This window comes from Streptomyces naganishii JCM 4654 (assembly GCF_014650575.1).
Lineage (GTDB): Bacteria > Actinomycetota > Actinomycetes > Streptomycetales > Streptomycetaceae > Streptomyces > Streptomyces naganishii.
On record NZ_BMVF01000001.1, the window covers coordinates 274,266 to 286,946 of the forward strand.

At 70.8% G+C, this 12,681-nt stretch carries 12 protein-coding genes; all 12 read left to right on the forward strand.

Annotated elements, in window-relative coordinates; all coding sequences use genetic code 11:
* The first annotated feature begins 6 nt into the window (after positions 1-6).
* The 12 genes from IE217_RS01235 (at position 7) to IE217_RS01290 (ending at position 12,585) form a co-directional block, all read left to right on the forward strand.
* Positions 7-1,422 (forward strand): UDP-N-acetylmuramoyl-tripeptide--D-alanyl-D-alanine ligase, encoded by a 1,416-nt coding sequence (locus tag IE217_RS01235; RefSeq protein WP_190175775.1) that lies wholly within the window; start codon positions 7-9, stop codon positions 1,420-1,422.
* Entirely contained in the window at positions 1,422-2,492 is a 1,071-nt protein-coding gene (mraY, locus tag IE217_RS01240) for a phospho-N-acetylmuramoyl-pentapeptide-transferase (protein ID WP_190176080.1), read from the forward strand. Before IE217_RS01235 ends, mraY begins: the two co-directional genes overlap by 1 nt.
* The gene (gene murD / locus IE217_RS01245) at positions 2,474-3,901 is read left to right on the forward strand and encodes a UDP-N-acetylmuramoyl-L-alanine--D-glutamate ligase (RefSeq protein WP_190175776.1); all 1,428 of its coding nucleotides are present in this window, start codon (positions 2,474-2,476) and stop codon (positions 3,899-3,901) included. The genes mraY and murD overlap by 19 nt, the downstream gene beginning before the upstream one ends.
* A gap of 78 nt (positions 3,902-3,979) precedes the next feature.
* A complete protein-coding gene (gene ftsW / locus IE217_RS01250) occupies positions 3,980-5,410 on the forward strand; it encodes a putative lipid II flippase FtsW (protein WP_190175777.1) in 1,431 nt (476 codons plus the stop codon).
* Between the two features lie 6 nt (positions 5,411-5,416).
* The gene (murG, locus tag IE217_RS01255; RefSeq protein WP_190175778.1) at positions 5,417-6,505 is read left to right on the forward strand and encodes an undecaprenyldiphospho-muramoylpentapeptide beta-N-acetylglucosaminyltransferase; all 1,089 of its coding nucleotides are present in this window, start codon (positions 5,417-5,419) and stop codon (positions 6,503-6,505) included.
* A gap of 27 nt (positions 6,506-6,532) precedes the next feature.
* Positions 6,533-7,336 (forward strand): cell division protein FtsQ/DivIB, encoded by an 804-nt coding sequence (locus IE217_RS01260; RefSeq protein WP_190175779.1) that lies wholly within the window; start codon positions 6,533-6,535, stop codon positions 7,334-7,336.
* A gap of 278 nt (positions 7,337-7,614) precedes the next feature.
* Positions 7,615-8,811 carry a cell division protein FtsZ gene (gene ftsZ, locus IE217_RS01265; RefSeq protein WP_190175780.1) on the forward strand — a complete coding sequence of 399 codons (1,197 nt, stop codon included), beginning with the start codon at positions 7,615-7,617 and terminating at the stop codon, positions 8,809-8,811.
* On the forward strand, positions 8,808-9,539 hold the full coding sequence (gene pgeF / locus IE217_RS01270) for a peptidoglycan editing factor PgeF (protein WP_190175781.1): 732 nt from the start codon (positions 8,808-8,810) through the stop codon (positions 9,537-9,539). The genes ftsZ and pgeF overlap by 4 nt, the downstream gene beginning before the upstream one ends.
* Before the next feature lie 6 nt (positions 9,540-9,545).
* Positions 9,546-10,265 (forward strand): YggS family pyridoxal phosphate-dependent enzyme, encoded by a 720-nt coding sequence (locus IE217_RS01275; RefSeq protein ID WP_190175782.1) that lies wholly within the window; start codon positions 9,546-9,548, stop codon positions 10,263-10,265.
* 127 nt (positions 10,266-10,392) lie between these two features.
* Positions 10,393-11,034 carry a cell division protein SepF gene (locus tag IE217_RS01280; protein ID WP_190175783.1) on the forward strand — a complete coding sequence of 214 codons (642 nt, stop codon included), beginning with the start codon at positions 10,393-10,395 and terminating at the stop codon, positions 11,032-11,034.
* A 50-nt stretch (positions 11,035-11,084) separates the two neighbouring features.
* Positions 11,085-11,375 carry a YggT family protein gene (locus IE217_RS01285; RefSeq protein WP_189703050.1) on the forward strand — a complete coding sequence of 97 codons (291 nt, stop codon included), beginning with the start codon at positions 11,085-11,087 and terminating at the stop codon, positions 11,373-11,375.
* Positions 11,376-11,427: 52 nt separating this feature from the next.
* Complete coding sequence (locus IE217_RS01290; protein WP_190175784.1) at positions 11,428-12,585, forward strand: DivIVA domain-containing protein; 1,158 nt, start codon at positions 11,428-11,430, stop codon at positions 12,583-12,585.
* The last annotated feature ends 96 nt before the right edge of the window (positions 12,586-12,681 follow it).

A 12,681-nucleotide genomic window follows, 5' to 3' on the forward strand; every position in this document is an offset into this window, starting at 1 on the left:
GAACTTGTGATCGCCCTCTCCCTCGCCGAGATCGCATCAGTCGTCGGCGGGCAGACGCACGACATACCGGATCCGTCCGTCCAGGTCACCGGGCCCGTCGTCCGGGACTCCCGCGAGGCGGTGCCCGGCAGCCTCTTCGTCGCCTTCACCGGCGAGCGCGTGGACGGCCACGACTTCGCCGCCGCCGTCGTCGAGGCGGGCGCCGTCGCCGTGCTGGCCTCCCGCCCCGTCGGCGTGCCCGCGATCGTCGTCGAGGACGTGCAGAACGCCCTCGGCGCCCTCGCCCGCCACGTCGTCACCCGGCTCGGCGCGACCCTCGTGGCGCTGACCGGCTCGGCGGGCAAGACCAGCACCAAGGACCTCATCGCGCAGGTGCTGCGGACCAAGGCGCCGACCGTGTTCACGCCCGGCTCGCTCAACAACGAGATCGGGCTGCCGCTGACCGCGCTCAGCGCCACGCAGGAGACGCGCTTCCTCGTCCTGGAGATGGGCGCCCGCGGCATCGGCCACATCCGCTACCTCACCGAACTGACCCCGCCGAAGATCGGCGTCGTGCTCAACGTCGGCTCCGCCCACATCGGCGAGTTCGGCGGCCGCGAGCAGATCGCCCAGGCCAAGGGCGAGCTCGTGGAGAGCCTGCCGGCGGCCGAGGAGGGCGGCGCGGCGATCCTCAACGCCGACGACCCGTTGGTCCGGGCCATGGCCTCCCGTACCAAGGCGAAGGTGATCCTTTTCGGAGAGTCGGCCGAAGCGGACGTACGCGCCGAGAACGTGCGACTCACGGACAGCGGACAGCCCTCCTTCAGGCTTCACACACCCTCCGGTGCAAGCGATGTGACCATGCGCCTGTACGGTGAGCACCACGTGTCGAACGCGCTCGCCGCGGCCGCCGTCGCCCATGAGCTGGGCATGTCCGCAACGGAGATCGCCACCGCGCTCTCCGCGGCGGGCTCCCTCTCCCGCTGGCGGATGGAGGTCACCGAGCGCCCGGACGGCGTGACCGTCGTCAACGACGCCTACAACGCCAACCCGGAGTCCATGCGGGCCGCCCTGCGCGCGCTCGTGGCGATGGGCAAGGGGCGGCGGACCTGGGCGGTGCTCGGCAAGATGGCCGAGCTCGGGGACGAGGCGCTCGCCGAGCACGACGCGGTCGGACGGCTCGCCGTCCGGCTCAACGTCAGCAAGCTCGTCGCGGTCGGGGGCAGGGAAGCGTCCTGGCTGCAACTGGGCGCATATAACGAGGGTTCGTGGGGTGAGGAGTCGGTGCACGTGTCCGACGCACAGGCGGCGATCGACCTGTTGCGCAGCGAGTTGCGCCCGGGGGACGTCGTACTCGTGAAGGCGTCCCGTTCGGTCGGTCTTGAGGGCGTTGCCCAGGCGCTCCTTCAGACCGGTGCCGAGGGTGAGGTCACCGGCCGATGATGAAGCAGATCCTGTTCGCGGGAGTCATCGGCCTGTTCCTCACGCTGGTCGGCACGCCGCTGCTGATCAAGCTGCTGGCCCGCAAGGGCTACGGCCAGTACATCCGCGACGACGGCCCGCGCGAGCACGCCAGCAAGCGCGGTACGCCGACCATGGGCGGCATCGCCTTCATCCTGGCGACGGTCGCCGCGTACTTCCTGTCCAAGGTGATCACCGGCTACGCCCCGACCTACTCGGGGCTGCTGGTGCTCGGCCTGATGGTCGGGATGGGCCTGGTCGGCTTCCTCGACGACTACATCAAGATCGTCAAGCGCCGTTCGCTGGGTCTGCGCGCCAAGGCGAAGATGGCCGGCCAGCTGATCGTCGGCATCGCCTTCGCGGTGCTCGCGCTGCAGTTCTCCGACGCCCGCGGCAACACCCCCGCCTCCACGAAGCTGTCCTTCATCACCGACTTCGGCTGGACCATCGGCCCGGTGCTGTTCGTGATCTGGGCGCTGTTCATGATCCTCGCGATGTCGAACGGCGTGAACCTCACCGACGGCCTCGACGGTCTGGCCACCGGCGCCTCCGTGCTGGTCTTCGGCGCCTACACCTTCATCGGCGTGTGGCAGTTCCAGGAGTCCTGCGCCAACGCGATGACCCTGACCAACCCCAACGCCTGCTACGAGGTGCGCGATCCACTGGACCTCGCGGTCGTGGCCTCCGCGCTGATGGGCGCCTGCCTCGGCTTCCTGTGGTGGAACACCTCCCCGGCCAAGATCTTCATGGGCGACACCGGCTCGCTCGCGCTCGGCGGCGTGCTCGCGGGCCTGGCGATCTGCTCCCGCACCGAGCTGCTGCTCGCGCTGCTGGGCGGCCTGTTCGTGCTCATCACCATGTCGGTGGTCATCCAGGTCGGCTCCTTCCGGCTCACCGGCAAGCGCGTCTTCCGGATGGCGCCACTCCAGCACCACTTCGAGCTCAAGGGCTGGTCCGAAGTGCTCGTCGTGGTCCGTTTCTGGATCATCCAGGGCATCTGTGTCATCGTCGGACTGGGCCTCTTCTACGCGGGATGGGCAGCGGACAAGTGACCGACTGGCAGGGTAAGAACGTCACCGTCGCGGGACTCGGGGTCTCCGGGATCCCGGCGGCCAGGGTGCTGCACGGCCTCGGCGCGAAGGTCACCGTCGTCAACGACGGCGACGACGAGCGCGCCCGGGCGCAGGCGGCCGAACTGGAGTCCCTCGGCGTCACCGTGCGCCTGGGTGACGGAGACACCCTGCCCGAGGGCACGGAGCTGATCGTCACCGCGCCCGGCTGGAAGCCGGACAAGCCGCTCTTCCTCGCCGCCGGGCGGGCCGGCGTGCCCGTCTGGGGCGACGTGGAACTGGCCTGGCGGCTGCGCGGCCACGACGGCAGGAAGGCTGCCCCCTGGCTCGCCGTCACCGGCACCAACGGCAAGACCACCACCGTGCAGATGCTCGCCTCCATCCTCAGGGCGGCGGGCCTGCGCACGGCCGCCGTCGGCAACATCGGCGTCTCCCTGCTCGACGCCGTGCTCGGCGAGGAGGAGTACGACGTCCTCGCCGTCGAACTCTCCAGCTACCAGCTGCACTGGGCGCCCTCCCTGCGCGCCCACTCCGCGGCCGTCCTCAACCTCGCCCCCGACCACCTCGACTGGCACGGCTCCATGGAGGCCTACGCCGCCGACAAGGGCCGCGTCTACGAGGGCAATCGGGTCGCCTGCGTCTACAACACGGCCGACAAGGCCACCGAGGACCTGGTGCGCGAGGCGGACGTCGAGGAGGGCTGCCGCGCCGTCGGGTTCACCCTCGGCGCCCCCGGCCCCTCCCAACTCGGCGTCGTGGACGGCATCCTGGTCGACCGCGCCTTCGTCGAGAACCGGTACAAGAACGCCCAGGAGCTCGCCGAGGTCTCCGACGTCGACCCGCCCGCCCCGCACAACATCGCCAACGCCCTTGCCGCCGCGGCCCTCGCGCGCGCCTACGGCGTGCCCGCCAAGGCGGTCCGGGACGGCCTGAGGTCCTTCACCCCGGACGCCCACCGCATCGCGCACGTGGCCGACGTCGACGGCGTCGCCTACGTCGACGACTCCAAGGCCACCAACACGCACGCGGCACAGGCCTCGTTGGCGGCGTACGAGTCGATCGTGTGGATCGCGGGCGGGCTCGCGAAGGGCGCGACCTTCGACGAACTGGCCGCAGAGTCGGCCAAGCGGCTGCGCGGCGTCGTCCTCATCGGCGCCGACCGCGCCCTGATCCGCGAGGCCCTCGCGCGACACGCCCCCGAAGTCCCCGTCGTGGACCTCGACCGGACCGACACTGGGGCGATGCTCCAGGCCGTCCAGGAGGCCCGGCGGCTCGCCCGGCCCGGCGACACGGTACTGCTGGCCCCGGCCTGCGCCTCCATGGACATGTTCGCCAACTACAACAAGCGCGGCGACGCGTTCGCTCGGGCCGTACGCGAACTCGGCGCCTGACCCGGCCGCCTGCCGCTGCCGGGGGACCCTGGGAGGGACGCGTGCGACCTTCACGGCCGACGTACAGCGGAGGCGCAGATGCCCGCTAGCCCCGGCAGCCGCACCGGCCGGCCGCCCGTGCAGCGGACCGTCAAGCGGCCCGCCGCCGCCCGGGGCGGTCGCGCGGGGACCGTACGCGGCCTGGTGATCCGGGCCCGCAAGGCCTGGGACCGGCCGCTCACCGCGTACTACCTGATCCTCGGCGGCAGTCTGCTGATCACCGTCCTCGGCCTGGTGATGGTCTACTCGGCCTCCCAGATCACCGCGCTGCAGATGGCGCTGCCGGGCTCGTACTTCTTCCGCAAGCAGCTGCTCGCCGCCGTGATCGGGGCCGGGCTGATGGTGGCCGCCTCGCGGATGCCGGTGAAACTGCACCGGGCGCTGGCCTATCCGATCCTCGCGGGCGCCGTGTTCCTGATGGCGCTGGTGCAGGTGCCGGGGATAGGGATGTCGGTCAACGGCAACCAGAACTGGATCTCGCTCGGCGGCTCCTTCCAGATCCAGCCCAGCGAGATCGGCAAGCTGGCGCTGGTGCTGTGGGGCGCGGACCTGATCGCGCGCAAGCAGGAGCGGCGGCTGCTCACGCAGTGGAAGCACATGCTGGTGCCGCTCGTGCCGGTCGCCTTCATGCTGCTCGGCCTGATCATGCTCGGCGGCGACATGGGCACCGCGATCATCCTCACCGCGATCCTGTTCGGCCTGCTCTGGCTGGCCGGCGCGCCGACCCGGCTGTTCGTGGGCGTGCTGTCGATGGCCGCCGTGATCGGCACCGTCCTGATCAAGACCAGCCCCAACCGGCTGGACCGGTTCGCCTGCGTCGGCTCCGGCGACGCGAGCAGGTGCTGGCAGGCCGTGCACGGCATCTACGCGCTCGCCTCCGGCGGGATCTTCGGCTCCGGACTCGGTGCGAGTGTGGAGAAATGGGGCCAACTGCCCGAAGCCCACACCGACTTCATCTTCGCCGTCACCGGTGAGGAACTGGGCCTGGCCGGGACGCTGTCGGTGCTCGCCCTGTTCGCGGCTCTAGGCTATGCGGGTATCCGCGTGGCCGGACGCACGGAGGACCCCTTCGTGAGGTACGCCGCGGGAGGTGTGACCACCTGGATCACCGCGCAGGCGGTGATCAACATCGGTGCGGTGCTCGGCCTGCTGCCGATCGCCGGCGTCCCGCTCCCGCTGTTCTCCTACGGAGGGTCCGCCCTGCTGCCGACCATGTTCGCCATCGGGCTGCTGATCGCCTTCGCGCGCGACGAGCCCGCTGCGCGGGCGGCACTTGCCATGCGGCAGCCCCGCTTTGGTAGAAAGCGGGCGGGAGGCCCGGCCTCCGGTCGCAGGACGGGCCGGAAGCCGGACCGGAGGACCGGCCGGAAGCCCGAGGGGGCGTCCGGGCGGGAGTCCGGGGCCGAGCCTCGGAGATGGAACACGATGCGACGGCGCGCCTCGGCGGCGCGCTCGTCCGGAGAGCGGTGAATTTCGGTGCATGTCGTACTCGCCGGCGGAGGTACCGCGGGCCACATCGAGCCCGCGCTCGCCCTCGCGGACGCCCTGCGCAGGCAGGACCCGACCGTGGGGATCACGGCCCTTGGCACGGAGCGGGGCCTGGAGACCAAGCTGGTCCCGCAGCGGGGCTACGAGCTCGCGCTGATCCCGGCGGTGCCGCTGCCGCGCAAGCCCACCCCCGAGCTGATCACCGTCCCGGGCCGGCTGCGCGGCACCATCAAGGCCACCGAGCAGATCCTGGAGCGCACCAAGGCCGACGCCGTGGTCGGCTTCGGCGGCTACGTCGCGCTGCCCGGATACCTGGCCGCCAAGCGGCTCGGCGTGCCCATCGTGATCCACGAGGCCAACGCCCGCCCCGGACTGGCCAACAAGATCGGCTCGCGCTACGCCGCCCAGGTCGCCGTCTCCACCCCGGACAGCAAGCTGCGCGGGGCCCGCTACATCGGCATCCCCCTGCGCCGCTCCATCGCCACCCTGGACCGCGCCGCCATGCGGCCCGAGGCCCGCGCGATGTTCGGCCTCGACCCCAACCTGCCCACGCTGCTGGTCTCCGGCGGCTCGCAGGGCGCCCGCCGGCTCAACGAGGTGGTGCAGCAGGCCGCGCCCCGGCTCCAGCAGGCGGGCATCCAGATCCTGCACGCGGTCGGCCCCAAGAACGAACTGCCGCAGGTGCACCAGATGCCGGGCATGCCCCCCTACATCCCGGTAAGTTACCTGGACCGGATGGACCTCGCGTACGCTGCGGCCGACATGATGCTCTGCCGCGCGGGCGCGATGACCGTCGCCGAACTCTCCGCCGTCGGACTGCCGGCCGCCTACGTTCCGCTGCCCATCGGCAACGGCGAGCAGCGGCTGAACGCCCAGCCGGTGGTCAAGGCCGGCGGCGGTCTGCTGGTCGACGACGCGGAACTCACCCCGGAGTGGGTGCAGCACCATGTGCTGCCCGTGCTCGCCGACCCGCACCGGCTGTACCAGATGTCCCGCGCGGCGAGCGAGTTCGGCCGCCGGGACGCCGACGAGCTGCTCGTCGGCATGGTGTACGAGGCGATCGCCTCGCGCCGTTAGGACCATATGAACGAAGGGGCTTGCAGCGTGGCCGGACCGACGACCGCCGAGCGCGGTGAACGCCAGCAGGAGTCGTCCGGCCCGCCCCTGGCCCGCGGGCTCAGGCGCCTGCGCCGGCTCCGCCTTCGTACGATCGTCATCCTGGCCGTGCTCGTGGCGCTGCTCGCCGCCGGCTCCCTGTGGATCCTCTACGGCTCCGAGTGGACGCGCGTGGAGCGCGTGTCCGTCTCCGGCACCCGCGTCCTCACCCCCGCGCAGGTGCGCGCGGCCGCCGAAGTGCCCGTCGGGGCGCCGTTGATCTCCGTCGACACCGACGCGGTCGCGGCGCGACTGCGCAGAGAATTGCCCCGAATTGACACGGTTGAGGTCGTCCGCTCCTGGCCCCACGGAATCGGGCTGAATGTGGTCGAGCGGACCGCCGTCCTGGTCGAGGAAAAGGCCGGGAAGTTCGTGGAAGTCGACGCCGAAGGTGTCCGATTCGCCACGGTTTCGCAGGCGCCGAAAGACGTTCCGGTCCTTCAATTGTCGCTTTCCCGCACGGCCTCCTCGGCGGCGAGCCTGCGCCGGTTCGACGAGGGCCGCCTGGTGCGCGAGGCGGTCGGGGTCGCCGGGCGCATTCCCCGGGCGGTCGCCCGGCAGACACGCACCGTCAAGGTCCGTACCTATGACGACATCTCCCTGGAGTTGAGCGGTGGCCGCATCGTCGTCTGGGGCAGCGGCGAACAGGGCGTGCAGAAGGCCCGGGCGCTCACCGCGCTGATGAAAGCGGCCCCCGGCGCGCGGCACTTCGACGTCTCGGTTCCCACCGCCCCTGCGTCATCAGGGAGTTGACGCGCATCCGTGCAGGCCAGCACCCTGGTTGGGCAGCGCTATGGCTGATCACATAGGGTGAAAAGAAAAACGGGAGGTTCGGCGTGTTCGTTGAACGTGCGCCACTTGTCGACTTAGTGTCCTGTTCGGAAGAGTCCAGGGAACAGACACACTGGTAACCCTAAACTTCAGGGTTAGGGTTCGGGTCGGCGTTCGGACCGTCCCATTCGGCATCTGCCGTCACAGTGCGGGCAACCGCTCGGCGACGGCGACGTAATTCGAGGCGAGAGGCCTTCGACGTGGCAGCACCGCAGAACTACCTCGCAGTCATCAAGGTCATCGGTGTCGGCGGCGGTGGTGTCAATGCCATCAACCGGATGATCGAGGTCGGTCTCAAGGGCGTCGAGTTCATCGCCATCAACACCGACGCACAGGCGCTGTTGATGAGCGACGCCGACGTCAAGCTCGACGTCGGCCGCGAACTCACCCGCGGACTCGGCGCCGGCGCCAACCCGGCCGTGGGCCGCAAGGCCGCCGAGGACCACCGCGAGGAGATCGAGGAGGTCCTCAAGGGGGCCGACATGGTCTTCGTGACGGCCGGTGAAGGCGGCGGCACCGGCACCGGCGGCGCGCCCGTCGTGGCCAACATCGCGCGCTCGCTGGGCGCCCTCACCATCGGCGTGGTCACGCGCCCGTTCACCTTCGAGGGACGGCGCCGCGCCAACCAGGCCGAGGACGGCATCGCCGAGCTCCGCGAAGAGGTCGACACCCTCATCGTGATCCCCAACGACCGGCTGCTGTCCATCTCGGACCGCCAGGTCAGCGTGCTCGACGCGTTCAAGTCCGCGGACCAGGTGCTGCTCTCCGGCGTACAGGGCATCACCGACCTGATCACCACCCCCGGCCTGATCAACCTCGACTTCGCCGACGTGAAGTCGGTCATGTCCGAGGCCGGTTCGGCCCTCATGGGCATCGGCTCGGCCCGCGGCGACGACCGCGCGGTGGCCGCGGCCGAGATGGCGATCTCCTCCCCGCTGCTCGAGGCCTCCATCGACGGCGCCCGAGGGGTCCTGCTGTCCATCTCCGGCGGCTCCGACCTCGGCCTGTTCGAGATCAACGAGGCCGCCCAGCTGGTCAGCGAGGCCGCCCACCCCGAGGCCAACATCATCTTCGGCGCGGTCATCGACGACGCCCTCGGCGACGAGGTCCGGGTCACCGTGATCGCCGCCGGCTTCGACGGCGGCCAGCCGCCGGCCCGCCGGGACAACGTGCTCGGCTCGTCCTCCGCCAAGCGTGAGGAGCCGGCTCCGGTACGGCAGCCGGAGAGCCGCCCCACCTTCGGCTCGCTGGGCAGCGTCACGCCGAAGGAGGAGCCGGAGCCCGCCGCCCCCGAGCCGGTCAGCGACCTCCCGGCGGCCCCGCCGGTGACGCCGGCCCCGCGGACCTACACGGACAGCGCGGCCGAGGAACTGGACGTACCGGACTTCCTGAAGTGATAGGACAGCGCGACACCGTGAGCGGCGCGCACTTCGCCTTCACCGACCGGTGGGGCGGGGTGAGCGCCGTTCCGTACGAGGAGCTCAACCTCGGCGGCGCGGTCGGCGACGACCCCGGCGCCGTGCGCACCAACCGCGAGCTGGCCGCCAAGTCCCTGGGGATCGACCCGGCCCGCGTGGTGTGGATGAACCAGGTGCACGGCGCGGACGTGGCCGTCGTCGACGGGCCCTGGGGCTCCGCCGGCCGGATCCCCGCCGTGGACGCGGTCGTGACCGCGCGGCGGGGCCTCGCCCTCGCGGTGCTCACCGCCGACTGCGTGCCCGTGCTGCTGGCCGACCCGGTCGCCGGGGTGGCCGCCGCCGCGCACGCCGGACGGCCCGGCATGGTCAAGGGCGTGGTGCCGGCGGCCGTCCGAGCGATGGAGTCGCTCGGCGCCGACCCGGCCCGGATCGTCGCCCGCACCGGACCCGCCGTCTGCGGCAGGTGCTACGAGGTGCCGGACGCGATGCGCGCCGAGGTCGCCGCCGCCGAACCGGCGGCGCACGCCGAGACCAGTTGGGGCACACCCGCGGTGGACGTGTGCGCCGGGGTGCACGCGCAGCTCGAACGCCTCGGGGTGCGCGACCGGCAGCAGTCGCCGGTGTGCACGCGGGAGTCGGACGACCACTTCTCCTACCGCCGGGACCGCACCACCGGGCGGCTCGCGGGCTACGTCTGGCTGGACTGATGGAACATGAGCAACCGTAAGGACGAACTCGCCGCCAACCTGGCGAACGTGGACAGACGCATCGCCGAGGCCTGCGCCGCCGCGGGCCGGCCCCGCGAGGAGGTGACCCTTATCGTGGTCACCAAGACCTACCCGGCCTCGGACGTGCGGATCCTGTCGGAACTCGGTGTGCGCCACGTCGCCGAGAACCGCGACCAGGACGCGGCGCCCAAGGCCGCGGAATGTGCTGATCTGCCCTTGAGTTGGCATTTTGTCGGTCAACTTCAGACCAACAAGGTGCGCTCGGTGGTCGGTTATGCCGATGTCGTGCAGTCGGTCGACCGCGCCCGGCTCGTCACCGCGCTGTCGAAGGAGGCAGTGCGCCAGGAGCGGGAGACCGGCTGCCTGATCCAGGTCGCGCTGGACGCGGGCGAGAGCGGCCGCGGGGAGCGCGGGGGCGTCGGGCCCGCGGGAATCGGGGAGTTGGCCGATCTGGTGGCCCGCTCCGAGGGGTTGCGGCTCGACGGTCTGATGACCGTGGCGCCGCTCACGGGCCCGTACGCCGGACGCGAACGGGCCGCGTTCGAGCGGCTCATGGATTTGTCGACTGACCTGCGCAGAACCCATCCGGCTGCCACCATGGTCTCGGCAGGGATGAGTGCGGACCTCGAACAGGCCGTGGCCGCCGGGGCGACACATGTGCGCGTCGGCACCGCGGTACTCGGTGTCCGCCCCGGGCTCGGGTAACGTCGCCAGGAAGTCGGACCACAGCAGAAAATATGGTCAATACCGCCGAAGAAGGCGCAACGACCTCGTGGATCGCGGGGACTTGGCGGTCGTCAGCGGATCCACCACAGAGCGGAGGACTCAGAGCATGGCCGGCGCGATGCGCAAGATGGCGGTCTACCTCGGCCTCGTGGAGGACGATGGGTACGACGGCCGGGGCTTCGACCCCGACGACGACTTCGAACCCGAGCTGGACCCCGAACCCGAGCGGGACCGCCGACGGCACGAGCCGTCGCACCAGTCGCATGTGACACATCAGCCACAAAGGGACGAACCGGTACGAGTGGTGCAGCCTCCGGCACCCCGCGAACCGGTGTCGCATTCCGCTTCGCTCCCGGCGGAATCCGGGCGCCCGGCGCGCATCGCGCCCGTGGCGTCCATCACACAAGACCGCGCAAGCCTGGAGAAGAACGCACCGGTGATCATGCCCAAGGTCGTGTCGGAACGTGAGCCGTACCGGATCACCACGCTGCACCCCCGGACCTACAACGAGGCCCGTACCATCGGGGAACACTTCCGTGAGGGCACCCCGGTGATCATGAATCTGACTGAGATGGATGACACAGACGCGAAGCGACTTGTCGACTTTGCGGCCGGTTTGGTGTTTGGTCTTCACGGCAGCATCGAGCGGGTGACGCAGAAGGTGTTCCTGTTGTCGCCTGCTAACGTCGATGTCACGGCGGAGGACAAGGCCCGCATCGCAGAGGGCGGGTTCTTCAACCAGAGCTGAGACGCACCACCGGAAACAGGCACGGAACAGGGGAGAGGGAAGCACCGATCATGGGCGTGGCCATGGAGGTTCTCTACATCGCGCTGATGGTGTTCCTCATCGTGCTCATCTTCCGGTTGGTCATGGACTACGTGTTCCAGTTCGCCCGCTCGTGGCAACCCGGCAAGGCGATGGTGGTCGTTCTGGAGGCCACCTACACTGTCACCGATCCACCGCTGAAGCTTCTGCGGCGGTTCATCCCGCCGCTGCGTCTCGGGGGCGTGGCGCTCGACCTGTCCTTCTTCGTACTGATGATCATCGTCTACATCCTGATCTCCATCGTGGGAAACCTCGCGAGGTGACTGTGGACGATACGGTCTTGCCGACTGCCGATGACTACGTTGAGGTGAAGAGATGCCGTTGACCCCCGAGGACGTGCGGAACAAGCAGTTCACGACCGTCCGCCTCCGAGAAGGCTATGACGAGGACGAGGTCGATGCCTTCCTCGACGAGGTCGAAGCCGAGCTGACCCGCCTGCTCCGGGAGAACGAGGACCTGCGCGCCAAGCTGGCCGCGGCCACGCGTGCTGCTGCCCAGAACCAGCAGAACATGCGCAAGCCGCCGGAGGACCAGCAGCATCCGCAGCAGCACCCCCAGCAGCACCCCCAGCAGCACCCGCAGCAGGGCATGCGAGGTCCCGGCGCTCCCGTGCCCGCCGGCATATCGGGCCCGCCGCAGCAGCAGATGGGCGGCCCCATGGGTGGCCCGCCCCAGCTGCCGAGCGGTGCCCCGCAGCTGCCCGCCGGCCCCGGCGGTCAGGGTCCGCAGGGTCCCGGTCCGATGGGTCCGGGTCCGATGGGACAGGGGCCGATGGGGCAGGGCCCGATGGGCCAGGGCCCGATGCAGGGCCAGATGGGTCCCGGCCCGATGGGCGGCCCCATGGGCGGCCCCGGTCCGATGGGCCAGGGTCCCGGTGGCGACAGCGCCGCGCGCGTCCTGTCGCTGGCCCAGCAGACCGCCGACCAGGCGATCGCCGAGGCCCGCTCCGAGGCCAACAAGATCGTCGGCGAGGCGCGTTCGCGTGCCGAGGGTCTCGAGCGTGACGCCCGTGCCAAGGCGGACGCGCTGGAGCGGGACGCACAGGAGAAGCACCGCGTCGCGATGGGCTCCCTTGAGTCCGCCCGCGCCACGCTGGAGCGCAAGGTCGAGGACCTGCGCGGCTTCGAGCGCGAGTACCGTACGCGCCTGAAGTCGTACCTCGAGTCGCAGCTGCGCCAGCTGGAGACGCAGGCCGACGACTCGCTGGCCCCGCCGCGCACCCCGGCGACCGCGTCGCTGCCGCCGTCCCCGGCGCCCTCCATGGCCCCGGCCGGCGCAGGCGCCCCGTCGTACGGCGGCAACCAGACGATGGGCGGCCCGCAGAGCCCGTCCGGCCCGTCCTACGGCGGCCAGCAGCAGATGTCCCCGGCGATGACCCAGCCGATGGCACCGGTGCGTCCGCAGGGCCCGTCCCCGATGGGCCAGGCCCCCTCGCCGATGCGCGGCTTCCTGATCGACGAGGACGACAACTGACGGACCCGCGAGGGTCCAGGTGATCAATAGGCGTCGGCAGCCTGAGGAACGGCCCCGGAGGGATCTCCCTCCGGGGCCGTTCCCGTTCCCAAGTGC